Raw genomic sequence first — 23159 nt, 5'->3', positions numbered from 1 at the left:
CAGCAGACCTGAACGAAACGAGAATTGTGTTACCCATGTCGTCGGTTTGAAGTGTTACCCATGTCGCCGGTTGCTCAACCATCGTCACGTGTTCTTCAGCGCCACCCGAAACTCGGCTTCGGTCTTGGACTTGACCTCGTCGAGCGTGACGCCGTCGGCGAGTTCGACCAGCGCCATGCCGTCCTTGCCGTGCTTGTCGATGGTGAAGACGGCCAGATCAGTGACGACCATGTCGACCACACGTTCGCCGGTCAGCGGCAGCGAGCATTGCTTCAGCAGCTTCGCGCCGTCCTTGGCGGAATGCTCCATCACCACGACGACGCGCTTGACGCCGGCGACGAGGTCCATGGCGCCTCCCATGCCCTTCACCATCTTGCCGGGGATCATCCAGTTGGCGAGATCACCATTCTGGGCCACCTGCATCGCGCCGAGGATCGAAAGGTCGATATGACCGCCGCGCACCATGCCGAAGGAGTCGGCGCTGGAGAAATAGCTGGTCGACGGCAATTCGCTCACCGTCTGCTTGCCGGCGTTGATGAGGTCGGCGTCCTCCTCGCCCTCATAGGGGAACGGACCCATGCCGAGCATGCCGTTCTCGCTCTGCAGGCTGACGTCGATCCCCTCGGGGATGTAGTTCGAAACCAGCGTCGGGATGCCGATACCGAGGTTGACGTAATAGCCGTCGCGCAGCTCTTTCGCAGCGCGCGCCGCCATCTGTTCACGGGTCCAGGCCATGGGACTCTCCTGCTAAATTTAGGCTGCGGGGCGCGGGCGGGTGTTGCGGAACTCGATCCGCTTCTTGCCCGTGCCGACCTCGACGATGCGTTTCACGAAAATGCCTGGCGTGTGGATGTGATCGGGATCGATCTCGCCGGCCGGAACCAGATGCTCGACCTCGGCCACCGTGATCTTCGCGGCCGTCGCCATCATCGGGTTAAAGTTGCGCGCGGTCTTGCGATAGACCAGGTTCCCGGCAGTGTCGCCCTTCCAGGCGTGGATAATGGCAAGGTCGGCGAACAGGCCGCGCTCCATGATGTATTTCTCGCCGTCGAATTCCTTCACTTCCTTGCCCTCGGCAATCAGCGTGCCGACACCGGTCTTGGTGTAGAAGGCCGGAATCCCGGCGCCGCCGGCGCGGATGCGCTCGGCCAGCGTGCCCTGCGGATTGAATTCGAGCTCGAGCTCGCCGGCGAGATATTGCTGGGCGAACAGCTTGTTCTCGCCGACATAGGAGGAAATCATCTTCTTGATCTGCCGCGTCTCCAAGAGCCGGCTCAGCCCGATACCGTCGACGCCGGCATTATTGGAGACCACCGTCAGGTTCTTGACCCCGGAGTCCCTGATGGCATCGGAGAGGGTTTCGGCGATGCCGCAGAGGCCGAAGCCGCCCGACATGATCATCATGCCGTCCTTAAGGATGCCGTCGAGTGCCGATTTGGCGTCGGGATAGACCTTGTTCATGGAAGAGGACCTGATGGAGGGGCATTGGCAGCCCGAGGGCGCGGACGGCCGTTACAGACCGGGATTATTAGGCGAAATCTTCGCAATGCGTCAATGACGCCCCGTTTTGGCCATCTCACCTGCCTACAACCTCGACGATGGCCTTGAAAGCGTCAAGAAAACCCTTCAAGTTGCGTGGCTTGGCAGGGGCGCCCGGTGCGCCGCCCGTTTTATTCGAATATCCGATCACCTCAACCCGACCTGGATATGTCACTGACGATGGCCCAAGGAATGAAGCGCCTGGGGATGCCGATTGCGGCGTTTTTCGGCCTCGCGCTGCTTGGCCTGATCGGGACATCCTGGTTTCTGAACCGGGACGCCCTGCAGCAGGCGGTGGAGGCGCAGATTCGCGCCGTCACCGGGCTCGACCTCGTCGTCAACGGCCATATCGATGTGTCGGTGTTCCCCGGCAGCTATGTCTCGTTCCATGATGTCGGGCTGAAGGGCGGCGGCACCATCGACCCCGCGCTGCAGGTCGACGTGCTCACCGCCAATCTGCGCCTGCTGCCGCTGTTGCTGCGGCGGTTCGAGATCGCCGACGTCATGATGCTGCGGCCGCATATCCATGTCATCAGGGACGGCAAGGGCGACAGCAACTGGACGCCGTTCATCGACACGATCGCACGCGCGATGAAGCCCGGTGCCGAGAACCAGATGTCGTTCTCGGAGATCCGCATCCAGGACGGCATCCTCAATTACGAGGATGAGAACAACCATGTCAGGGAGCAGCTCGGCGATATCGACCTGTCGCTGGCCTGGCCATCGATCTCGCGTTCCTTTGCCGCAACCGGGCAGTTCGACTGGCGCGGCGAGCGCGTCGACGGCTCGATCAGCGCCAGCGACTTCATCGCGCTGTTGTCGGGCGACCGCTCGGGGCTGAAGGCGCGGCTTGCCAGTGCGCCGCTCAAGCTCGCCTTCGACGGCACGGTCGCCAACCGGACCAGCCTGATGATGGAGGGCAACGCCACCATCGACAGCGTGTCCTTGCGCAACGCGCTGCGCTGGATGGGACAGGCCCCGCCTGGCAGCGGCGGGTTCGGCCGCTTCACGCTGAAGGCGCGCACCAATCTTGTCGGCGGCTCGGTGGCGCTCACCAATGTCAATGTCGAGCTCGACGGCAATGTCGCCGAGGGCGTGATGACCTTTGCCAACAATGGCAGGCAGACGCTGCAGGCGACGCTCGCCGCAGGCAACCTCGATTTCACGCCTTATGTCTCGACCTTCCGCCTGCTCGCCGGCGGCCAGCGCGACTGGAACCGGCAGTTGTTCGATCTGAACGCGCTCTCCGCCACCGACCTCGACATGCGGCTGTCGGCAGCGCGGGTGACGGTCGGCTCGACCAGACTCGGGCGCACCGCGCTCGGCGCCAATTTGCGCGGCGGCACGCTGGCGCTCTCCGTCGCGGAAGCGCAGATGTATGGCGGCATCGCTAAGGGCTCGCTCGGGATCGCGCGCTCGGATGCCATCGCCGATGTGAAGGCGCAGCTCGAGTTCACCGATGTCGACCTGCAGGCCTGCGCCAGCGAATTGTTCGGCGTCAGCAAGCTCACCGGCCGCGGCAATCTCAACGTCGCGCTGACGGCCTCCGGCTCCAGTCCGTTCGGGCTTGCGCAATCGCTCGATGGCACCGCGACGCTGAGCGGTCATGATGGCGCGATCGCGGGCTTCAATATCGAGCAGCTCCTGAAGCGGCTGGAGCGGCGGCCTCTGTCCGGCGGCGGCAATTTCCGCTCGGGCTCGACGCCTTACGACAATCTGACGATTGCCGTGCGGTTCAATGATGGCGTCGCCACCGCCGAGAACATCCGCCTCGAAGGACCTGCGGCCAAGATCACGCTGACCGGCACCGCCTCGGTGCCGTCGCGGGAATACGATCTGAAGGGCGTCGCCAGCCTGAATTCGGCGCCGAGCGGCAGCAACGGTTTTGACCTGCCGTTCGTGGTGCAGGGGCCGTGGGACGATCCTTTGGTCTTCCCGGATCCGGAAAGCCTGATCCGCCGCTCGCCGGCATCGTCGCAGTTGCTCAAGGCGGTGAAGGACCGCAAGACGGGCGACACCGTGCGCTCGGTGATCGAGCGCCTCACCGGCGGCGCGCGGCAGCCGCCTGCCGATGCCGCGGAATCCCCGACAAGAGCGCCGACGGCGGCCGAGAACGCCAAGCCGAATTGAACCTTCAGACTTTCGTCGTGGTTCAAAGGCGAACCGTGCGACCAAGATTCCGACGCGCCATCTGGATCAGGCCGCGGCCATGCGCTAGTCTTTTATCCAACCGGTTAAAAAAACCGGCATCAAGACAGGGAGAACAACGTGAAATCCAAGTTGGGTATTGCTGTGCTTTCTTTCGCGGTCGCCGCCATCGGGCTGATCCACGCGACCGCGCCGGCAATGGCGCAGGAGAAGAAGATCACGGTCTGGTGGGGCAAGGGCTTCTACAAATCCGAGGATGACGCGCTCCTCGAGGCGATCAAGAAATTCGAAGCCAAGACCGGCATCAAGGTCGAACTTTCGCAATACGCGATCCAGGACATGATCCCGAAGACGGTGGCCGCGCTCGATTCCGGCACCGTGCCCGACGTCGCCTATTCCGATACGTATGACGTGCAGGCCGGCGGCAAATGGGCGTTCGAAGGCAAGCTCGAGGACCTCTCCGACATCCTGCTGCCGATGAAATCGGCCTTCGCCCCGAACACGCTGGAAACCGCCTACCTCTATAACGACCAGACCAAGAAGAAGGGCTATTACGGCTTCCCACTGAAGCAGCAGAGCATGCACGTCCAGATCTGGGGCGACATGCTGCAGCAGGCCGGCTTCAAGCCGAGCGATATCCCGACCAAATGGGCGGATTACTGGTCGTTCTGGTGCGACAAGGTGCAGCCGGCGATCCGCAAGGCGACCGGCAACCGCATCTACGGCGTCGGTCAGCCGATGGGCGTGGAATCGACCGACTCGTTCCAGTCGTTCTACACCTTCATGGACGCCTATGACGTCAAGCTCGTCGACGACGACGGCAAGCTCCTGGTCGACGATCCCAAGGTGCGCGACGGGCTGATCCACGCGCTCAAGGATTACACCGACACCTACATCAAGGGCTGCACGCCACCCTCCTCGACGACCTGGAAGGACCCGGACAACAACGTCGCCTTCCACAACAAGACCATCGTGATGACCCACAACTTCACGATCTCGATCGCGGCGAAATGGTTCGAGGATTCGAACAACCAGGCACTGACGCCGGAGCAGCGCGCCGCCGGCAAGAAGGCCTATGAGGAAACCATCGTCACGGCGTCCTTCCCGAACAAGCCGGACGGCAACCCGATCAAGTACCGCTCCGACGTCAAGACCGGCGTGATCTTCACCGCGGCCAAGAACAAGGCCGAGGGCAAGGAGTTCGTCAAATTCCTGCTGCAGGAAGAGAATCTCGGCCCCTATGTCGAAGGTGCGCTCGGCCGCTGGTTCCCGGTCACGGTCGCCGGCCAGAAGAGCCCGTTCTGGCAGGCCGACCGGCATCGCAAGGCGGTCTACACCCAGTTCACCGGCGGCACCACGCCGTTCGACTTCACCAAGAACTACAAGTTCACGATCCTGAACAACGAGAACGTCTGGGCCAAGGCCATGAACCGCGTCGTCAGCGAGAAGGTGCCGGTGGACAAGGCCGTCGACGAACTGATCGCCCGCATCAAGCAGGTCGCGGGCTGACACCCGCTTCTCCCTCTCCCCGCTCTTCGCGGGGAGAGGGTCGGGGTGAGGGGCTTTCTCCGCTGGCTCGAAACATATGAGTACGCGGAGAGTCCCCTCACCCGGATCGCATCTTGCGATGCGATCCGACCTCTCCCCGCAGGCGGGGCGAGGTGTACGAAATCGACAGGGATGAGTAATGGCGATCACGCTTTCCGATCATGCGATCCCGCGCCCGCCGCTGTCGGCGCGGCTGTCGACGCCGCAAGTCTGGGGCATCCTGCTGCTGGCGCCCTATCTGCTCGTGTTCCTGGCCTTCGTGCTCTATCCCGTCGGTTACGGGCTATGGCTCGCACGCCATCCGCAAAGCTATGTCGAGCTCTATAACGACCCGATCTTCGCGCGGGCCGCGGTCAACACGCTGATCTTCCTCGTCATCGGCATCAACGTCAAAATGCTGATCGCGCTGTTTTTGTCGGGCTTCTTCGTCCAGCAGCGCGCCTGGATCAGGTGGCTGTCGGTGCTGTTCATCCTGCCCTGGGCGGTGCCGTCGATCCCGACCATCCTGTCGGTACGCTTCATGCTCAATCCGGAATGGGGCGTGGTCAATCACATCATCTTCAGCTTGACCGGCGATGACGGTCCGAACTGGCTCAACGATCCCACGGTGGCACTGACCATGGCGATCGGCGTGCACATCTGGAAGTCGCTGCCGTTCTGGACGCTGATCCTGATGACCGGGCGGCTTGCCATCTCCAACGACCTGTTCGAGGCCGCAGCCGTCGACGGCGCGAGCTTTTGGCAAAAATTCCGCTACATCACCTGGCCGTCGATGCAGACGCTGTACATCACCTGCACGCTGCTCTCGATGATCTGGACGCTCGGCGACTTCAACAGCGTCTATCTCTTGACCGGCGGCGGGCCGGCCGACCTCACCCATGTGCTGTCCACGCTCGGCATCCGCTATCTCCGGCTCGACCAGCTCAATCTGGCGATGGCCTCGATCGTTTGCGCGCTGCCGCTGGTGCTGCCACTCGTCTATTTCATGATGAAACGGTTGTCGCGATGAAGCTCCCTACCCTGCGCGAGATCGGCACCGAGGCCAAGCTGCTCCTGATCGGCATCCCCGTCCTGATCTGGACGTTGGTGCCGATCTATCACATGTTCCTGTTCGCGATCTCGCCGAAGGAGGACGCGTTCTCCGGCAAGCTTTGGCCCGATCATCCGACGCTGCACAATTTCGAGATCGTGTTCCGCCAGCAGCATTACTTCCTGCGTGACTTCTGGATGCAGTTCGGGAATTCAACCGTGATCGCGCTGGCGACCGGGGCGCTGACGCTATTCATCGCCACCACAGCGGCATTCTCGATCTCGCGATTGCGCGCGCCCGGCGGCCGCGCGATGATGAACCTGGCGCTGTTCACTTATTTCATCCCGGCGGCGTTCCTGGCCGTGCCGATGTACCGCACCATGGGCAATTACGGATTGCTCAACAGTCACTGGTCGCTGATCCTGGCGATGGTGACGATCGCTTCGCCCTACGCGATCTGGGTGCTGAAGCAGGCTTCCGACAAATTGCCGGTCGAGCTCGACGAAGCCGCGACCATGGATGGCGCGACCACGCTGCAATTGTTCCGCCTGGTCTATGTGCCTCTGATGATGCCCTCGCTGGTCGCGGTCGGCACCTACGCGATCCTGCTGGCCTGGAACGAATATCTCTACGCGTTCCTGCTGCTGTCGAAGGACACCGATATCACGCTTCCCGTCGCGCTCGGCAACTTCCTTGCCGCCGATGACTCGCCGTGGGAGCTGTTGATGACCACCGGCTTGATCTATGCGCTGCCGCCGGCCGCCATCTACTACGCCTTCAGGCGCTACATGGTCGGCGGCCTCACCGCGGGCGCGGTGAAGTCGTGACTGCTCACAGCGGCGCGGCGCTCTCGCCCTGAGAGCTCGACAGTTTCGAGGCGAACGACGCGGCCACGATCAGCACGGCGATCAATGCGATCACCAGCGTGCAGATCGCGTTGATCTCCGGCTTCACCCCGAGCCGCACCTCCGAATAAATCCGGATCGGCAGCGTCGCCGAGCCGGGACCGGTGGTGAAGCTTGCGATCACGACGTCGTCGAGCGACAGCGTGAAGGCGAGCATCCAGCCCGCGACAATGGCGGGGATGATCAGCGGCAGCGTCACCATCAGGAACGCCTTCACCGGATTGCAGCCAAGGTCCATCGCGGCCTCCTCCAGACTGCGGTCAAGCGAAGCAAGGCGTGACTGCACCACCACGGTGACGAAGCACATGGTCAGCGTGGTGTGCGCGATGGTCACCGTCCAGAAGCCGCGCTCGGCGTTCAGCGCCACAAACAGCAGGAGCAGCGACAGGCCCGAGATCACCTCCGGCATCACCAGCGGCGAATAGAGCATGCCGGAGAATAGCGCCCGCCCAGCAAAGCGTTCGCCGCGCGCCAGGCCTATGGCCGCGAGCGTGCCGAGCAGCGTCGCAAATGTGGCGGAAACCGCGGCAACGCGCAGGCTCATCCAGGCAGCTTCGAGCATGGCGCGGTCGTTGAAGAACTCGATGTACCAGCGCAGCGACCAGCCGCCCCACACGTTCACCAGCCGCGACGCATTGAACGAAAAGATCACGAGGATCACGATCGGCAGGTAAAGGAACGCAAGCCCGAGCGCCAGCGCGGTCATGTTGAAGCGCGAAAGTCGGTTCACGGTATGCGCCATCAGCGTCGGCCCTCGACCTGCCGGCGCTGCAGCCGGTCATAGAGCACGAGGGGCGGCACCAGCAGCAGCAACAGCGCAATCGCGACGGCGGAGGCCACCGGCCAATCCTTATTGGTGAAGAATTCGAGCCAGAGCGTCTGGCCGATCATCAACGAATTGGAGCCGGCGAGGAGATCGGGGATCACGAACTCGCCGACGATCGGAATGAAGCAGAGCAATACCCCTGCCCCGACGCCCGGCAGTGACAGCGGAAACGTCACGAGCCAGAAGGCCTTCCGCGGCGAGGCGCCCAGATCTTCGGCGGCTTCCAGCAGCGCGCGGTCCATCTTCGCGAGCGTGGCGTAGAGCGGCAGGATCATGAACGGCAGATAGGAATAGACGATGCCGATATACATCGCGGTGTCTGTCGAGAGCCAGACAACCGGCTTGGACACCAGATGCAATGCGAGCAGGATCCGATTGAGCAAACCGTCATGCTGCAAGATGTTGATCCAGGCATAGATGCGGATTAGGAACGAGGTCCAGAACGGCACGATGACCAGGATCATCGCGATGCCCTGCCAGCGCTGCGGCAGCCGCGCCATGCCGTAGGCGATGGGATAGCCGATCACGAGCAGAATCAGCGTCGAGGTTATGGCGACGACGAGGCTACGCAGATAGGACAGGATGTAGAGATTGTCAGAAATCAGCAGCCGGTAATTTTCCAGCGATAACTGTTCGAACGCGCCCTTGAACGCTTCCCATCCCTCGCTGAGGTCGAACACCGGCGTATAGGGCGGCTGCGCGATCGCGGTCTGCGACAGGCTGATCTTCAGCACAAAGCCGAACGGTACCAGGAAAAACAGCGCCATCCAAAGATATGGCGCGATGGCGGCATAGCGCGCCGGACGGGCAAAGATACGGCGCGTGCTCATTGCTCGAGCACCACACCGTCGTCAGGCGCGAACCAGGCGGCCACGCGCTCGCTCGAGCCATAGCCGTCCACGTCAAGCCGCGCGGTATTGGCCATCACGGAGCGCACCACGGCGCCATTGTCGAGCCTGATCCTGTAGGCGGTGAGGCCGCCGAGATAGTTGATCTCCGCAACCTCGCCCTCGAACCGATTGATCGCTTGCAACGCGTCGGCACTCGACGCCAATCCGCGCCGCGATAATTTGATCTTCTCGGGCCGGATCGCGACGGTGACGATCTCTTTCGTCACCGGCTGGCGCGGTTCGGTCACGGTGATGATCCCTGCCTCGCGCGTCGTGACCTTCAGCCTGCCCTGCTCGCGGGAGATGACCTGCCCCTCGAACAGATTGACGTCGCCGACGAACTCGGCGACCCAGCGTGAGGCTGGCGCCTCATAGAGGTCGCGCGGCGTCGCGACCTGCGCCAGGCGGCCTGTGTCCATCACGCCGATCCGGCTCGCCATCGTCATCGCCTCTTCCTGGTCGTGGGTGACGATGATGAAGGTCATGCCAAGGCGGCGCTGCAATTCCATCAATTCTGCCTGCGTGCTCTCCCGCAGTTTCTTGTCGAGCGCGGCCAAGGGCTCGTCGAGCAGCAGCACCTGCGGCCGGCGTGCCAGCGAGCGCGCCAAGGCCACGCGCTGCCGCTGTCCGCCGGAAAGCTGGTCGGGCTTGCGTTTCTCCATCCCTTCGAGCTTGACGAGCGCCACCATCTCGGCGACGCGGGCGGCGATCTCGCCGCGCGCCATGCCAGCGCGCCGCAGGCCGAATGCGATGTTGTCACGCACCGAGAGATGCGGAAACAGCGCATAGTTCTGGAACATCATATTGACGGGCCGCTCATGCGGCATCACCTGCGCGATGTCGCGACCAGCAAGCAGGAGGCGTCCCTCGTCCGGGGTCTCGAAACCCGCCAGCATGCGCAACAGCGTGGTTTTGCCGCAGCCGCTCGGGCCAAGCAGGGCGAAGAACTCACCGGCGCGGATGTCGAGTGAGAGCTGATTGACCGCGGTGAAGTTGCCGAACCTTTTCGTCACGCCCTCGATGCGCAGCAGCGGCATGTCGGTCGCCCTCCGCGGCGCAGTGTCTTCCGTCGTCGAATTATTTGCCGTCTTCGCCAGTTCCTCAGCCATGATTCCCTTTAGCCCGATCGTGACCGCAAGCTAGCGGCGGATCGCCACTGGCTCAACCGCTTCACGCGGCGTCTTCCGCAATATTGTTGTCACAGCCGCCTCTGCTAGATTTCGCCTTCACGTCAGGAGGACGAATGATGAACCAGGACCGCTACGACCTGCCGCTGACGACCGCTTCCGATCGCGCTGCGGCGCTCTACCGTGATGGCATCGACTGTATCCTTGCGGCCTGGCACGGCGCGGATGCGGCTTTTGATGCGGCCATCGCCGAGGATCCCGATTTCGCACTGGCGCATGTGGCGCGTGCCCGCGTCCATCAGATCAACATGGAAGGCGCGGCGGCCCGCGACAAGGCGGCAATAGCCCGGCAATTGGCCGCGACCGCGAGCCGGCGCGAGCAGCAGCATGTCGAGATCGTAGCCTCGGTGGTCGAAAGCCAGACCAGGCAGGCATTGCAAGCTGCCGAACAGCACCTCGCGGAATTTCCGCGCGACGCGCTGATCCTGTCGCTGCTGCTCGGCGCCTTCGGCCTCTACGCTTTCTCAGGGCGCGCCGACCACGACGCGGCGCGGCTTTCGATTTGCCAGCGCTACGCCGCCGATTATGGCGAGGACTGGTGGTTCCTGACCTATCTCGGCTGGTCGCAAACCGAGGCGGGCGACGTCGTCACCGGCCGCGATACCACCGAGCGCGCCTATTGGATGAATCCTGCAAACGCCAGCGCGGCCCATGCCCTGTCGCATGCGCTGTTCGAGCAGGGTGATCCGACGCAAGGCCGTGCCTTCCTGTCCGGCTGGCTGCCGGCCCACGACCGGGTAAGCTTCTTGCAGGGACACCTTGCCTGGCACCTGGCACTGATCGCGCTCGAGGACGGCGATACTGGCGGCGCGCTCGACATCTACGAACGGCATATCAGACCGCAGGGGCGGCCCTATCCGCCGCTGAACATTCTGACGGACACCACCTCATTGCTGTGGCGGCTCTCGCTGGCGGGAAGGACCGGGCTTGAATCGCATTGGCAGGAAGTCACCGCCTACGGCGAGAAATTCTTCCCGAAAGCCGGCGCGCATTTTGCCGACGTCCACCACGCCTTGGCGGTCGCGGCGAGCAACGGCGGCGCGCTGGAGACACGGCTTGCGGAAATGGAGGCACGGCGCGCCGAGGGCAAGCTGGCGCCCGGCGCTTCCGCGATCGGTCTTTGCCGCGGCATCCAGGCATTCGCGTCAGCCGACAACGACGGCGCCGTCCGCATCCTCGGGCCGTTGATGCCCGAACTGGTGCGGATCGGCGGCAGCCACGCCCAGCGCGAGCTTTGGGAGGACACGTTCATCGTCGCCTGTCTTCGCGCGAGGCGAGGCGAGAAGGCGACAAAGCTGATCGCCGATCGCCTGCATCGGCGGCCGTCCCGCCGCGACGAAGCATGGTCGCGCGAGACAGGTTGAGACAGGGCCTTCAGCTAGAGCCTGTAATTGTAAATCCGGAACCCATGGACTTGGCGATATCCGCACTATACTCCGAAGCAGACATCCCGACCGGCCTTCAGCACGTGGGCTTTGGGCCACAGGTGGATTGGGATCCTCGTGAATTGATCCAGGTTAACTCCTCCTACAGTCAAGACGCCTCGCGTCTTCCTGGTTCGGCGTCAGGATTGGGATTATCTTGTGCCGCGACTAAACAGTAACAAAAACGGCAACTGCTGGCGGTTCGCTCGGGTTCGCTGAAGTGGCGCGAGTGGCCTCCTTCGTGATGGCCGAAATCGAATTTCCAGACTTCCGAACTATACTGGCGAACTGTTCGTCCGAGAGCTTGAGGCGCTTGCGCAAGACCTTGACCTGGACTTTATCTCTCAAATCCAACGCATTACGGAAATAGGTGGGCTTGCGCCTATTCATTGTGGTTCACTCGCGATGAAGGATACGGTTGAACCGCGACTAGGCGGGCGTTACGCCGCCTGGTCGCGATGGTGACTGTCCCACTCCTCGTGAAGATTCCGTCTCCGTTGAGAAAACCTATGGCATGGACCAACGTTCCGCCGTATTTGGAAATATCTGACTGTCGAGCAGAGACCGGTTATAGGCTGCCGCAGCATTGGAGCCTCTTACTTTCCGTCTATCGTTTTCGGCTTTGTGGGCTGCTCGCAGCTTGCCCCGGACATATTCCGTGAGGCCGCCAACCTCGTCATTCGGCGCTTCCGAAGTAAATCCATTGTGGATCGAAAGCGCCGGGTTTAAGGGGCGGTCCGTGTCTTCCAGTCTACCCCGATAAGCAGACGATTTCAGAGCTACGCCGTACTTCGCATTAGGGCCAGAAACGGACTATCTCTGATCTGTCAATATTACGGCAGCGAATGCTCGAGGAAAAAACGCAGCATTTCTCTTGTTGCGTCCGGTCCTCGCGGATCAGTGTAGGAGCCCGCGGAGCTTCCCCCCGACCATGCGTGTCCGGCTCCGTGGATGCTCCAGTGCTCAAGGACGTGGCGCCCTCTGGCGTCGCTATGGACGGTGCGAGTATAGGCGTGACCTCCAGCCACCTGCCCACGATGAACGTTTCTTTCCGTGCTCACCGCATTGATGAACTGCTCAATAACTTGATCGCCGTTCTTTGGGTGCACTGTACTGTCGCGATCGCCGTGAAAAACAATGGTCGGAACAGGGTCGGTCGAACCCGTCCGATGGTTAAAGCCGCCGCCTTGTCGCATGGCGAGGAGCGCAGAGGGAAGGTCGGTGGCGGCACCACATGCAAGGCCAGAATGTACACCCACGGCCGCATATAGATCGTTATATGTTGCTCCCATGATGACCGCTGCGGCCGCTCCGGCTGATAATCCAGCCACGTAGACACGCATTTGATCAACTGAGTACTCCCGCATGATTTGGCGCGTGATCCCCGCGATAAGCGAGGGCTCCCCTGTGCCACGCTGCTGGTCGGTTGTGCGAAACCAATTCCAGCATTTCGCGTGATTTGCTTCGCTACGCTGCGCGGGATAGACCACAAAGCAAGGTTGTGCTTCTGCGATGAAATTCATTCTCGTGCCGGCGGCGAAATCTTCTGGCGACTGGGTGCAACCGTGGAGCATGACGATCAACGGAATGGGCTGCCCGTGATACCGGCTCGGAATGAAGAGCCTGTAGGCACGACTTCCCGCAGGATTGCTATAGCTGCCGTCGATAAATCTCGCGCCCTCCGGCACGATGTCGCGCATGGACGGCGGAGCGCGCTTTATTGCGCGCCGCAATGGGAGCCCAACGAAACTGTTTGTGCGATTTGACGACGCGCGGACCTTGCGCGGTTGAGCGGATGTGCTCCGCGCTGACTGCGGGCTCTCCGTTTCTTCAACCCAATTTGCTTTCGCATCTATAATTAACGGTGCACCTCCTGGGAGGGCGATGGGGTCGGTGCGGAATGTCGCATCCGGCGCTCGTTCACCGCAAAGCATTTGCTGGAGAAGTGCCGTCGCCTCGACGAGTCGGCCCGCGCGCGTGAGACGTGTGGCTTCGCGAATGATGTCCTGTCTGAGCATCGCCATCACCGCGTCCTGTCGGTGAGCGCGGCTTTGACCGCCGGAGTGGCATGGAGAGCGCCAAGCACGGAGACCGAAGCAATCGTGGCGCGAGCAAGCTCGGGTGTGACGTCTTGGGCGATTGTCGCAAGGCCCAGAACATTGATGTGCAGCATCTCGCCGGCGCGTCGGACCGTTTCGAGATCCTCACGGCTGTAATTCCGTAGACCGAGGTCCAGGCTTTTCCGAGCAGTCGACTGTTTGACCACATCCGCATGACGTTCGAGTTGGTTGCGGATGGCTGTGCGAATGAAATCGGTTCGGTTCGAGTAGAACCCTTCCTGGACCATGAGGTCGACCTGCCCAAGGTCGACATAACCCAGATTGATCGTGATTTTCTCGCTATCTGGCTGCTTCGGCCGGAGTTCGCGGACATTGTTCGACATAGCTTTTTCCATCCATATGACATCCGTATGGATGGTACTTGGATGTCAACTCGGAGTATTCAAGGGGCTCGCCCTCAAGAAAGTATCTGCCTTTGGCGGGGCCTGGTGTATCCGCGTACAGCTCGAATAACTCGATCCAGGTTGTTTGCCGGCAATAGGTCACTCGTGGGATAGCGCCAATGGTGACGTCGCGCTCTCAGGCGATCGGTTGATCCAACGATGGCACCCGGGCGATGTACTCTTCAGCACGCTCGCCTCCGAGAGCGGCGCAACAGCGGATATGCCGTGAGGTCCGCGTCGGGCCAAATCCGGACATTCTCTTTGCTGCCTCTTCAACAAAAAGCCGCGAACGACGATGGGGCTTCTTCGGTCCGAGTTGCGGGCTGGCCTGTCGGCCAGAAGATCTCCGGTTTAGTCTAGGATGGTTCCAAGCCGAGCGCTTGCGCGCTCTCCATCCAAACCGGCAATTCCCGCTGATACAAAGCGTTGCTGTCCTTGAAGCCGAGCGCTGGTTCGAGCACGAAAGTGCTGAGAACTTCCTTCACTTTCGAATCGCTATTGGCTGCCACGCAGAGTTCCGCCAACCGATCGACGATCGGCTGTGGCGTCGCCTTCGGCAACGCCCAGCCCGTGAACCCGCTCACCGTGAAGAATTTCGCTCTCGCGCCTTGCTCAGGTAAAGTCTTGACGTTCGGGATCGCGTCGACCTTCTTCGAATGCACCGCGAACACAACTCCGCGATGACTCTGCAGGACGGATTGCGCGGCGGTGTAGCTGCCCATCGCGACATCGAGCGTGCCTTCCGCCAGCCCCGTCCACATTGGCGCTTCGCCTCGGTAGTGGATCGGCTCGATGTTGAGACCATATTGTTTGTTGAGCTCATTGATCGTCATGTGCGGGGCCGAGCCCGCGCTATAGGTGCCGAAGTTCACCTTGCCGCTCTTGCGCGCGAAAGCGACGAATTCATCCAACGTCTTGACGCCAGCCTTCGGGCTTGCGACCAGCAGCAGCCCAGCACCCGGGATAATGCTGACGAGCGTCAGGTCGTTGTCCATGTCGTAGCCGGGGTTCTTCATCATCACTCTGTTCATCACGTAGGTGGTCGAGATGGAGCACAGGATCGTGTGGCCATCTGGGTCCGCGCGCGTGACTTCCGCGGCGCCTATGGAGCCCGAGGCCCCCGCTCTGTTCTCTATGACGACAGTCTTTCCCACCTGCCTGGAGATGAATTCGCCGAATGCGCGCGCGAGCAGGTCGGTCTGCCCACCCGCCGGATAGCTGCAGATCATACGGATTTGCCGCGACGGCCACGCCTCCTGCGCGGCGGCCCTGCGCAAGAGGAACGGCATCGCCGCCGCTGTCGTACCGGCAGCAATGAAGTGACGGCGATCAAGTTTCGCTGACATGGCTCCCTCCCTGAATTTTTCATCAGGGTATCGCATCGTCCGACCTCGGCCAGGGGCGAAAGACGGGACAGATTGGCGCAGAGGCGCGTCAGAAGCGAACGTTTACGAACGTCCGCTTTGATCCTTTTCAGAAGCTGGCATTGCCAGGGCGCGCCGAGTCGTCTGGTCGCTCGCACACATCAGATCGAGTCGGAAGTCGAAGTTCAGGGGCTTTTCCTGCCGACGATTCCGTCGCTTTCGAGGGCCTTGGCGATCTGCTCGAGGATTGCCTCCGTCGAGTCCCTATTTGCCAAACTGCTCTGCGCTGGAGCAGGCTGCTGGTCCAGGGACGCGTTCACCTTTGGCACCAGCTCGCCGAGTTCCTGCTCGACACGGCTCCAATCCCGCTGATCCATGGCATCCTCCCCACTGATCAATTGCAAGACTACCGCGGGAGGTCTTCGGCAAAAAAGCAAAAGGCGTCCGATGGTTAAGACTGGCCTAAGCGGCCGCGACGACAGCACGCCCATGCCGGCGGGCATGTCTCGCTTTATGGACATACACCTAGTTCAAAGCCGCGTTCGCCATGAGCGCTGCGAGCGCGTCGCGATCCGCCGGCGGCATGGTCAGGCCGAGCTTGGAGCGGCGTCACAAGATATCGTCCGGGAACCGCGCCCACTCTCTTGCCATCAGATAGCGCACCTCGGCGCCGGTCAGCTCCGGCCCAAAGGAGGGACCGAGGTCGGATTTCGCCTTGGCATTCCCAAAGATCGCTTCAACCCTCAACCCGTAGGCACCAAGCAGCCGCCTCGCCTCTTGCTCGCTCAGGAAACGCCAGCGATCCCTGATGATATCGACCTCGGTCTCGAACCGGCCAAAGGCAAAATCGCCGCCCGGCAGCTGCGCCTTGGCGGTCCAGCGCGGCGACATCGGATAGAACCGCCTCAGTTCGGAGACAGCCTTTTCCGCGCGCAGCCGCGAGGTGGTGACGTCACCGCCGAAGACAGTGATCAGCGGCGCCTTGCCGCGCTTGAAATCAAACTTCATCCCGCCGTCCCGCAACCGGCCGCCCGCCGCGCCTATCGCCATATTGGCGCCGGAGATCGGCCGCACCACGTCGACGGGCTCGATCCGCTGGCGGAAATAGCGGTTGGCCGCCTCACAGAGGTAGGTGATATCCGTTGCGCTCATCGCAACGATGGCGGGATCGCCCTTGAACGGTCGCGAGACCGTCCCGATCAGCGTGAAATCGCCGGCATAGGGGCTGGCGAAGATCAGCCGTCCATCGCCGTTCTGGAACACGTAGACATTGTCGTTGTCGAACAGCCGCCGGACCACGATCTGGCTCATCTGCACCATCGAAAGCGCGAGGGTTGGAACGCGCAGCACGGTTTCGGCGACAGAGGCCGTCCAGGCACCGCTCGCGTTGACCAGCGAGCGCGCGGTGATCACCCGGCGATAGCCGCGATCGATCGCGATCAGCCGCCAGGTTTCGCCGCGCTCGCCGCGGGCGACGCGGGCGCCGGTATGGATGGCGGCGCCCCGCTCGGCCGCATCGAGCGCCAGCAGGGCCACGAGCCTGCTGTCATCGACCACGCAATCCGAATATTCAAAGGCGATGCCGAACGGCCGCTTCAGCGCGTCGCCGATCGGATGGTGCGAGATGTCGACGGTCGTCGATGCCGGAAGACCGGTGCGCGATGCCAACCGGTCGTAGAGCAGCAGCCATGAGCGCAACTGCCATTCCGGGCGCTCCTCGGCAAGGGCGGGAATCGCAAAGCGCATCGGCCGCACCAGATGCGGCGCGATCCTGAGCCAGACCTCACGCTCCTTCAGCGCGGCGCGGACGCGGAAGAAATTGCAGCGTTGCAAGCCAGCGAGGTCGCCATGGATCAGCCGCGGCGAGGCCGAGGAGGCGCCGCCGCCGAGATCGCCCTGCTCCAGCAGGACCACGCGCAGGCCGCGTCCCACAGCGTCGCGCGCAATGCTGACACCGTTCAAGCCGCCGCCGATGATCGCGAGATCGTAATCCGCCATGCCGGAAGGTCATAGCGTTCTCACGTGAAGGAGATACAGGCTCGGGTGAAGAAAACCCGTCCAACAAGACCTACCCGGTCTTGCGGACCAGCTCCACGACATTGCCGCCGTTGCCGACCAACGCCGCATACTGGCCGACCGGCGCCGGCTTGCCGATCAGATAGCCCTGCACCGCGTCGCACCCCTCCTTTGCCAGGAAGCCGAGCTGCTCCTCGGTTTCCACGCCCTCGGCGACGATCGACATCTGCAGGCCGTGACCGAGATCGATGACGGCGCGGACGATCGCCGCCGATTGCGGGTTGCGGCCGAGATTGATGACGAAGGCGCGGTCGATCTTGATCTTGTCGAAGGGGAACGCCTGCAGATAGCTCAGCGAGGAGTAGCCGCTGCCGAAATCGTCCATCGAGATGCGCACGCCGAGCGCCTTCAGCCGCCTGAGCAGCGCCAGGCCGCGATCGAAATCCTCGATCAGCACGCCCTCGGTGATTTCGAGCTCGAGCCTGTCTGGCCGCAAGCCGGTTTCGAGCAGGATCGAATGCACGAGACCGACCAGATCGCCGTGCATGAACTGCGCCGGCGAGAGGTTGACCGCGATCTGCAGCGGCTGCTTCCAGGAGGCCGCCTCGCGGCAGGCCTCGCGCAGGATCCATTCGCCCATCTCGACGATCAGGCCGCCTTCTTCCGCAAGCGGAATGAAATCCGCCGGCGAGACGAAGCCGCGCACCGGATGCTGCCAGCGCGCCAGGGCCTCGAAACCGATCACCGCGCTCTCGGCCACCGTAGCGCCCGCCGCAGCCAGCGGCTGGTAGTAGAGCGACAATTCGCCGTTCCTGATCGCGGCGGAGAGGTCCTGATGCAGCACGCGCCGGTCGCGGATCTGCTGGTCCATTTCCGGCTCGTAGATCGAAATCGTGCCCCGCGATTTCGCCTTCGCGCGGAACAGCGCCGCGCCGGCATTGGCGAGCAGCGAGGCGGCATCCGCGCCATTGTGCGGGAATACCGAGATGCCGGCGGTGACGCCGGTGCGGACCGATTTGCCGTCGATTAGGAATTCCTGGGCGAGCGCCTCCGCCACCTGCTCGGCCAGGACGATGCCGGCGGCCGGCTGCTTGCCGTCGATGATCAGGCCGAACTCGTCGCCGGAGAGGCGTGCGACCACGCCGCCGCACGCCGAGGTCTGCAGGCGCCGGGCCACTTCGATCAGCAATTTGTCGCCGATCGCATGGCCAAACACGTCGTTGATCTCTTTCAGGCCATCGAGGTCGACGCAAAGCACGGCGAATTCCTCGTCGGTGCCGCCGCAGGCCTCGATCATCTGCGCCAGCGCCTGCAGGAAAGCGGCGCGGTTCGGCAAATCGGTCAAACCGTCGTGATAGGCCATGTGGGCCATGCGCGATTCTGTCTGGCGCCGGTCGGTGACGTCCTCATGCGTCTTGATCAGGTATTGCGGCTCGCCATGCTCGTCGAGCACGGTCATGCGGCGGGTCAGGAACAGCCGCAAGCCGTCCTTGGTCGAGATCGGATGCTCCTCGGTCAGCAGGCCGCGTTTCTTGATCGCGGCCTCGTCGCGCGCGATGATCAGCTTGGCCTCGCGCGGATTGAAGATGTCCGTTGCCGTCAGCCCGGTGGCATCCTCGCGCCGGCGGTTGAGGATGGTCTCGGCCGAACGGTTGGCGAGCAAATATCGGCCGTCGCTGACGCGTTCGACGATCAGCGAGACCGGAATGTTGTCGACCACGAGCTCGAGGAACTTCTTGGCGTTCTCCAATTCCCGCGACAGCGAACGGCGGTCGGTGACGTCATCGAACAGCGCGATCAGGAATTCCGGCTCGCCGTTCTCGTTGCGCGCGATCACGCGGTTGGAGGCGAGAATGCGCCGCTCCGAGCCACGCTCGACCCAGAACTCGTTGCGGAAAAAGCCTTCCGGCGCCTCCAGCGCCGCCTTGTCCGCGGCCGCGATGCTGGCGGCGGTCTCGGGACTAAAGATCTCGTCGGCGCGGTTGCCGACGATGCGATCGCGCGAGAAGCGCGAGAACCGCTCGAAGGCGCGGTTCGCGAAGATGTAACGGCCGTCCTCGATGTTTTTCGCGGCCACGCAGACTGGTACGTTGTCGAGCACCGATTCCAGGAATTGGGTGGTGGACGCGAGCTTGCGCGACAGTTGCCGCTGGCCGGTGCAGTCTTCGTGCGTCGCGATCGATCCGCCATTGGGCAGCCCGAAATGCCGGACCACGACCGACTTGCCGTTGGGCAATTCCGTCACCATCCCCTCGGGGTTGGCGGCCCGGATATAGAACTCCGCAGGCGTGACATCCATCAAGCCGCGCCGGTAGCGCATTTTCAGCAGTTCGGGCCCGGTCATGTTGCGCGGTATGTCGGAGCGCGACAGGCCATAGATCTCGAGATAGCGATCGTTGCAGAACACGATCCGCTTTTGCGCATCGGTCATCACCACGCCCTGGTTCAGATGGTTGAGGGCGGAGCTGACGAAGGCATTGCGCCGGAGTTGTACGCGCTGCACCCTTCGCAGCGCCGAAAGCACCGAGAGCGTGACCGCGCCCAGGAAGGAGGCGACGACGGTGCCGCCGATCAGGAGCTCCCAGACCAGGTCGGGCGCAAGCGAACCGATATCGCTCGATGGGACAAAGCCGGCTGACGCAGCGAGAGCCAGTCCGGCCGACGCAATGGCGGCGACAAGGCACACGACGACGAGCGCCGGAATCAGATTCCTCCCGCCTGCCTGCCCTTTCTTGCCAGCCATTCCGTCACCTTGCGGATTTCCGCATTACAGTGTCTGGCCTTGGCAGTTTGGATCGGGTAAACGCCGCGCGATGCAACCGCAAAATGTGACTTAATTTAGGGCAATTGCCCTGACATGATTAATGCCGCACTAATGCCGGTGCGCCACGAGGCCTATTTCGAGGCCATCCGGGGCGTTGCTACCAAGGCTCGGATGGACAACAACAAGCAGAACCCTATTCGCGCCGATTCCCGGACTTGAAGGATCCATGGACAGAGTTGATTGCGTCGTCATCGGAGCGGGTGTGATCGGGCTTGCCGTCGCACGCCGCCTCGCGCAAGCAGGGCGCGAGGTGATCGTGCTGGAAGCCGCCGAGGGGATCGGCACCGTGACCTCCTCGCGTAACAGCGAGGTGATCCATGCCGGCATCTACTACCGGGCCGGCAGCCTGATGGCGCGGATGTGCGTCAGCGGCAAGCATTCGCTTTACCGCTATTGCAAGGAGCACGGCGTCCCCTATCGCAATTGCGGCAAGCTGATCGTCGCGACCACGCCGAAAGAGACCGAAAAGCTGCAATCGATCCGCGCCCATGCCGAGGCCAATGGCGTACTCGACATGGAGCTGCTTTCGGGCGAAGCCGCCCGCGCGATGGAGCCAGCGTTGAATTGCGACGCCGCGCTGCTGTCGCCGTCCACCGGGATCATCGACAGCCACGCCTATATGCTGGCGCTGAGGGGCGATGCGGAGGCCGCCGGCGCGGCATTCGCGTTCCATACCCCGCTGCTCCGCGCCAAGGCGGCCGCCGGCCGGATCGAGATCGAGGCCGGCGGCGAGGCACCGATGACGCTGGCATGCGACCTGCTGGTCAATGCCGCAGGGCTCGGGGCGCCGGCGGTCGCGCGCGGCATCGAGGGCATGCCGCTCGAATTGATCCCATGCGCCTATCTCGCCAAGGGAAACTATTTCAGTTGCAGCGCGCGGGCGCCGTTTTCGCGGCTGATCTACCCGGTGCCCGAGCCCGGCGGGCTCGGCGTGCACCTCACCCTGGACATGGCCGGGCAGGCCCGCTTCGGCCCGGATGTGGAATGGGTGGAGAGCATCGACTACGCCGTCGATCCGGCGCGCGCGGACCGCTTCTATCCGGCAATCCGCAAATATTGGCCCGGACTGCCGGACGGGGCGCTGATGCCAAGTTATTCCGGGATCCGGCCGAAGATTGTCCCGCCGGCGGTGGCGACGCAGGATTTCCTGATCCAGGGGCCGCGCGATCACGGCGTCACTGGATTGATCAATCTGTTTGGTATCGAATCGCCCGGCCTGACGTCGTCGCTCGCGATCGCCGATTACGTCGGCGAATTCGTGTGAGCAGTCGCAACATCTGCCACGGATGAGCGCTTCGGCGCCCATCCGGCCTGAAGTGGTGTACGTTGCGATATGTTACCGGGGGACTGGCTAGTGGAAGGTCTCGCCGACGGATTGTTTCAACCGTTCGATCTCGTCCTTGACCATCAATTTGCGGCGCTTGAGTTCGGTGATTTGCAGATCGTCTGTAGATAGGTGCAGGAGCGCTTCGTGTAGTTCGCTTTCGAGAATTTTGTGCTTGCGTTCCAGTTCGACCAGATGCGCCTGTATCGCCATTACGAAATCTCCTCGGCAGGTTAACCTCAATTTCGATCAGGACAACAAAGTGTACACCAGCCAGACTATCTGTCGACGGGGATTGCGAATCAGCGCTGCGACATTTTCGAATTTATCTGTAACAGAACGTGCGTATGGAACCGTCTTAACTTGCGCGGCGAGCGTGGAGGGAGGATATTTCGGCACGCGGATACCGAGCGATCCGTCCACAACCTCACCGTGCTTATTTTTTAGTGCACAGCCATGACCGACGAAGATGAGCGCGAACTCCACGCAGAGCTTGCACGGCTGCAGCAGGAGCACCGCGATCTCGACGCGGCCATCGACGCGCTGCATCAGTCGCCAGCTCCGGATCTGCTGATGGTCCAGCGGCTCAAGAAGCGCAAGCTGCACTTGCGCGATCGCATCGCCTTCATCGAGGATCAGATCACGCCCGACATCATCGCGTGACGTGTTGGTTTTCTCCACTTCGTCATTCCGGGGCGTCCGAAGGACGAGAATCCATCGGGCCGCGCGTGCAAGTGGTGAAATGGATTCCGGGCTCGCGCTTTGCGCGCCCCGGAATAACGAGACGAGAGAATTTGCGCCTGGCTTTGCTGTCAGCGCATGTTGACTAGCTGTCCCCGACATCCACAGGCAGACATCCACAGGCGCTTGGCGCGATCGGTCACAAGCCGCCCGCGAGGCGCTTCCGCCCTCTTGACTCCACTAGAACAAAATAAGAACATTACCGCTGCCGCCAGCCAGAACCGGAAGGATTATCGCCATGCCCATGCCGTCAGTGTTCTCCGACAACAACCGCTACGAGGTGGCCTGCGATCAGGCGATCGCGATGTGCGACGGCAATCTGCGCAGCACCATCAAGGCGCTGATCATGGCCAACGAATTCCTCGAGACCGAGGTCGCGGAATTGCAGGACGCGCTCGCGACCTGTTTCGCGCAGGCAAAGAACGACGCCGCGTAGGTAAGGAGCACGCCGATGGCCGATATCACCTATTACGTTGCGCTGCCTTTCGTGCGGGACGACAGCGGTGAATTGGTCGCGGGCAATGCCGAGGAGTGCCAGAGCGCCGCGACCGCGTTGCGGCGCGCCGAGATGATGTCGCGGATGCCGGGCAGCATCGGCGCGGTCGCTTTCAGCCGCACCGGCGATCCCATGATCGGCGAATTCGGCGATGCGCACCTGCTGCGGAAATTCGGCAATGTGCCGGACGATCTCGGCCTGTGAAGGCGGTCGCTATTAGAGCGTTTTCGAGCGAAGTGGACACCGGTTCGCGTGAGGAAAACGCGTCAAAACAAGAATCTAGAGCTTCGGTTCTGATTCAATCAGAACCGAAAATACTCTAGGCCGTGTGGACTCTTGGGATTCTCAAATCAGATTGAACGTGATTCAAGGCTTTCTTTTAGGAGGAAGCCTT

At 62.4% G+C, this 23159-nt stretch carries 21 protein-coding genes and 1 pseudogene; 9 read left to right on the top strand and 13 right to left on the bottom strand.

Annotated features, from left to right (window positions below):
- Positions 1-84 precede the first annotated feature (84 nt).
- Together AAFX91_RS22835 and AAFX91_RS22830 are read right to left on the bottom strand one after the other, a co-directional pair.
- Positions 85-735 (bottom strand): CoA transferase subunit B, encoded by a 651-nt coding sequence (locus AAFX91_RS22835; protein ID WP_130582135.1) that lies wholly within the window; start codon positions 733-735, stop codon positions 85-87.
- Positions 736-753: 18 nt separating this feature from the next.
- The gene (locus AAFX91_RS22830; RefSeq protein WP_028167022.1) at positions 754-1461 is read right to left on the bottom strand and encodes a CoA transferase subunit A; all 708 of its coding nucleotides are present in this window, start codon (positions 1459-1461) and stop codon (positions 754-756) included.
- A gap of 258 nt (positions 1462-1719) precedes the next feature.
- Here AAFX91_RS22830 and AAFX91_RS22825 point away from each other — a divergent pair, with 258 nt between their 5' ends.
- From AAFX91_RS22825 to AAFX91_RS22810, 4 genes are all read left to right on the top strand, one after another.
- A complete protein-coding gene (locus AAFX91_RS22825) occupies positions 1720-3669 on the top strand; it encodes an AsmA family protein (RefSeq protein WP_130582136.1) in 1950 nt (649 codons plus the stop codon).
- A gap of 138 nt (positions 3670-3807) precedes the next feature.
- A complete protein-coding gene (locus AAFX91_RS22820) occupies positions 3808-5196 on the top strand; it encodes an ABC transporter substrate-binding protein (RefSeq protein ID WP_130582137.1) in 1389 nt (462 codons plus the stop codon).
- Between the two features lie 178 nt (positions 5197-5374).
- On the top strand, positions 5375-6244 hold the full coding sequence (locus AAFX91_RS22815; RefSeq protein WP_130582138.1) for a carbohydrate ABC transporter permease: 870 nt from the start codon (positions 5375-5377) through the stop codon (positions 6242-6244).
- Positions 6241-7092 (top strand): carbohydrate ABC transporter permease, encoded by an 852-nt coding sequence (locus AAFX91_RS22810; protein WP_394567963.1) that lies wholly within the window; start codon positions 6241-6243, stop codon positions 7090-7092. The genes AAFX91_RS22815 and AAFX91_RS22810 overlap by 4 nt, the downstream gene beginning before the upstream one ends.
- 4 nt (positions 7093-7096) lie before the next feature.
- Here the strand turns inward: AAFX91_RS22810 and AAFX91_RS22805 are convergent, their stop codons facing one another.
- Genes AAFX91_RS22805 through AAFX91_RS22795 form a run of 3 tightly spaced genes read right to left on the bottom strand, consistent with a single transcriptional unit; the run spans position 7097 to position 9995 of the window.
- A complete protein-coding gene (locus AAFX91_RS22805) occupies positions 7097-7912 on the bottom strand; it encodes an ABC transporter permease (RefSeq protein WP_394567961.1) in 816 nt (271 codons plus the stop codon).
- Positions 7912-8826, bottom strand: coding sequence for an ABC transporter permease (locus tag AAFX91_RS22800; protein ID WP_130582141.1), 915 nt, complete (start codon positions 8824-8826; stop codon positions 7912-7914). The genes AAFX91_RS22805 and AAFX91_RS22800 overlap by 1 nt, the downstream gene beginning before the upstream one ends.
- Complete coding sequence (locus tag AAFX91_RS22795; protein WP_130582142.1) at positions 8823-9995, bottom strand: ABC transporter ATP-binding protein; 1173 nt, start codon at positions 9993-9995, stop codon at positions 8823-8825. Before AAFX91_RS22795 ends, AAFX91_RS22800 begins: the two co-directional genes overlap by 4 nt.
- Before the next feature lie 134 nt (positions 9996-10129).
- Between AAFX91_RS22795 and AAFX91_RS22790 the strand changes: the two genes are divergently transcribed.
- Positions 10130-11437: a tetratricopeptide repeat protein gene (locus AAFX91_RS22790; RefSeq protein WP_394567960.1), complete on the top strand. Its 1308-nt coding sequence runs from the start codon at positions 10130-10132 to the stop codon at positions 11435-11437.
- A gap of 228 nt (positions 11438-11665) precedes the next feature.
- Here AAFX91_RS22790 and AAFX91_RS22785 read toward each other — a convergent pair whose 3' ends face one another.
- From AAFX91_RS22785 to AAFX91_RS22755, 7 genes and pseudogenes are all read right to left on the bottom strand, one after another.
- Positions 11666-11887, bottom strand: a complete 222-nt coding sequence (locus AAFX91_RS22785) for a DUF3606 domain-containing protein (RefSeq protein ID WP_130582143.1) — start codon at positions 11885-11887, stop codon at positions 11666-11668.
- A gap of 443 nt (positions 11888-12330) precedes the next feature.
- Positions 12331-13515 carry an alpha/beta hydrolase family esterase gene (locus tag AAFX91_RS22780; protein WP_394567964.1) on the bottom strand — a complete coding sequence of 395 codons (1185 nt, stop codon included), beginning with the start codon at positions 13513-13515 and terminating at the stop codon, positions 12331-12333.
- Positions 13516-13520: 5 nt separating this feature from the next.
- A complete protein-coding gene (locus AAFX91_RS22775; protein WP_282531136.1) occupies positions 13521-13940 on the bottom strand; it encodes a CopG family transcriptional regulator in 420 nt (139 codons plus the stop codon).
- A gap of 416 nt (positions 13941-14356) precedes the next feature.
- Positions 14357-15346 carry a Bug family tripartite tricarboxylate transporter substrate binding protein gene (locus AAFX91_RS22770; protein WP_394567959.1) on the bottom strand — a complete coding sequence of 330 codons (990 nt, stop codon included), beginning with the start codon at positions 15344-15346 and terminating at the stop codon, positions 14357-14359.
- A 203-nt stretch (positions 15347-15549) separates the two neighbouring features.
- A complete protein-coding gene (locus tag AAFX91_RS22765) occupies positions 15550-15741 on the bottom strand; it encodes a hypothetical protein (protein WP_394567958.1) in 192 nt (63 codons plus the stop codon).
- Positions 15742-15889: 148 nt separating this feature from the next.
- Positions 15890-17362, bottom strand: a pseudogene (locus AAFX91_RS22760) (glycerol-3-phosphate dehydrogenase).
- Between the two features lie 70 nt (positions 17363-17432).
- On the bottom strand, positions 17433-20123 hold the full coding sequence (locus AAFX91_RS22755) for an EAL domain-containing protein (RefSeq protein ID WP_394567957.1): 2691 nt from the start codon (positions 20121-20123) through the stop codon (positions 17433-17435).
- Between the two features lie 247 nt (positions 20124-20370).
- Here AAFX91_RS22755 and AAFX91_RS22750 point away from each other — a divergent pair, with 247 nt between their 5' ends.
- Positions 20371-21468, top strand: coding sequence for an NAD(P)/FAD-dependent oxidoreductase (locus AAFX91_RS22750; protein ID WP_130582238.1), 1098 nt, complete (start codon positions 20371-20373; stop codon positions 21466-21468).
- A gap of 87 nt (positions 21469-21555) precedes the next feature.
- Here the strand turns inward: AAFX91_RS22750 and AAFX91_RS22745 are convergent, their stop codons facing one another.
- Positions 21556-21741, bottom strand: a complete 186-nt coding sequence (locus AAFX91_RS22745; RefSeq protein WP_130582239.1) for a YdcH family protein — start codon at positions 21739-21741, stop codon at positions 21556-21558.
- A gap of 243 nt (positions 21742-21984) precedes the next feature.
- Here AAFX91_RS22745 and AAFX91_RS22740 point away from each other — a divergent pair, with 243 nt between their 5' ends.
- From AAFX91_RS22740 to AAFX91_RS22730, 3 genes are all read left to right on the top strand, one after another.
- Positions 21985-22191 carry a YdcH family protein gene (locus tag AAFX91_RS22740; protein WP_028167008.1) on the top strand — a complete coding sequence of 69 codons (207 nt, stop codon included), beginning with the start codon at positions 21985-21987 and terminating at the stop codon, positions 22189-22191.
- A 322-nt stretch (positions 22192-22513) separates the two neighbouring features.
- Positions 22514-22705, top strand: coding sequence for a hypothetical protein (locus AAFX91_RS22735; RefSeq protein WP_028167007.1), 192 nt, complete (start codon positions 22514-22516; stop codon positions 22703-22705).
- Positions 22706-22720: 15 nt separating this feature from the next.
- Complete coding sequence (locus AAFX91_RS22730; RefSeq protein WP_130582240.1) at positions 22721-22969, top strand: hypothetical protein; 249 nt, start codon at positions 22721-22723, stop codon at positions 22967-22969.
- Positions 22970-23159: the final 190 nt, after the last annotated feature.

Source organism: Bradyrhizobium sp. 31Argb (genome assembly GCF_043638955.1).
Classification (GTDB): Bacteria; Pseudomonadota; Alphaproteobacteria; order Rhizobiales; family Xanthobacteraceae; genus Bradyrhizobium.
The sequence above is the reverse complement of the archived record's forward strand: the minus strand, read 5'-3'. Positions and strand labels throughout refer to the sequence as shown.

What these genes read in the sequence shown, in the direction of transcription:
- AAFX91_RS22785 (WP_130582143.1), bottom strand. Translation starts at nt 11,887, where the DNA reads ATGAATAGGCGCAAGCCCACCTATTTCCGTAATGCGTTGGATTTGAGA.
- AAFX91_RS22775 (WP_282531136.1), bottom strand. Translation starts at nt 13,940, where the DNA reads ATGTCGAACAATGTCCGCGAACTCCGGCCGAAGCAGCCAGATAGCGAG.
- AAFX91_RS22730 (WP_130582240.1), top strand. Translation starts at nt 22,721, where the DNA reads ATGGCCGATATCACCTATTACGTTGCGCTGCCTTTCGTGCGGGACGAC.
- AAFX91_RS22795 (WP_130582142.1), bottom strand. Translation starts at nt 9,995, where the DNA reads ATGGCTGAGGAACTGGCGAAGACGGCAAATAATTCGACGACGGAAGAC.
- AAFX91_RS22765 (WP_394567958.1), bottom strand. Translation starts at nt 15,741, where the DNA reads ATGGATCAGCGGGATTGGAGCCGTGTCGAGCAGGAACTCGGCGAGCTG.
- AAFX91_RS22745 (WP_130582239.1), bottom strand. Translation starts at nt 21,741, where the DNA reads ATGGCGATACAGGCGCATCTGGTCGAACTGGAACGCAAGCACAAAATT.
- AAFX91_RS22735 (WP_028167007.1), top strand. Translation starts at nt 22,514, where the DNA reads ATGCCGTCAGTGTTCTCCGACAACAACCGCTACGAGGTGGCCTGCGAT.
- AAFX91_RS22750 (WP_130582238.1), top strand. Translation starts at nt 20,371, where the DNA reads ATGGACAGAGTTGATTGCGTCGTCATCGGAGCGGGTGTGATCGGGCTT.
- AAFX91_RS22830 (WP_028167022.1), bottom strand. Translation starts at nt 1,461, where the DNA reads ATGAACAAGGTCTATCCCGACGCCAAATCGGCACTCGACGGCATCCTT.
- AAFX91_RS22755 (WP_394567957.1), bottom strand. Translation starts at nt 20,123, where the DNA reads ATGGCTGGCAAGAAAGGGCAGGCAGGCGGGAGGAATCTGATTCCGGCG.
- AAFX91_RS22740 (WP_028167008.1), top strand. Translation starts at nt 21,985, where the DNA reads ATGACCGACGAAGATGAGCGCGAACTCCACGCAGAGCTTGCACGGCTG.
- AAFX91_RS22825 (WP_130582136.1), top strand. Translation starts at nt 1,720, where the DNA reads ATGGCCCAAGGAATGAAGCGCCTGGGGATGCCGATTGCGGCGTTTTTC.
- AAFX91_RS22790 (WP_394567960.1), top strand. Translation starts at nt 10,130, where the DNA reads ATGATGAACCAGGACCGCTACGACCTGCCGCTGACGACCGCTTCCGAT.
- AAFX91_RS22835 (WP_130582135.1), bottom strand. Translation starts at nt 735, where the DNA reads ATGGCCTGGACCCGTGAACAGATGGCGGCGCGCGCTGCGAAAGAGCTG.
- AAFX91_RS22800 (WP_130582141.1), bottom strand. Translation starts at nt 8,826, where the DNA reads ATGAGCACGCGCCGTATCTTTGCCCGTCCGGCGCGCTATGCCGCCATC.
- AAFX91_RS22815 (WP_130582138.1), top strand. Translation starts at nt 5,375, where the DNA reads ATGGCGATCACGCTTTCCGATCATGCGATCCCGCGCCCGCCGCTGTCG.
- AAFX91_RS22780 (WP_394567964.1), bottom strand. Translation starts at nt 13,515, where the DNA reads ATGCTCAGACAGGACATCATTCGCGAAGCCACACGTCTCACGCGCGCG.
- AAFX91_RS22805 (WP_394567961.1), bottom strand. Translation starts at nt 7,912, where the DNA reads ATGGCGCATACCGTGAACCGACTTTCGCGCTTCAACATGACCGCGCTG.
- AAFX91_RS22810 (WP_394567963.1), top strand. Translation starts at nt 6,241, where the DNA reads ATGAAGCTCCCTACCCTGCGCGAGATCGGCACCGAGGCCAAGCTGCTC.
- AAFX91_RS22770 (WP_394567959.1), bottom strand. Translation starts at nt 15,346, where the DNA reads ATGTCAGCGAAACTTGATCGCCGTCACTTCATTGCTGCCGGTACGACA.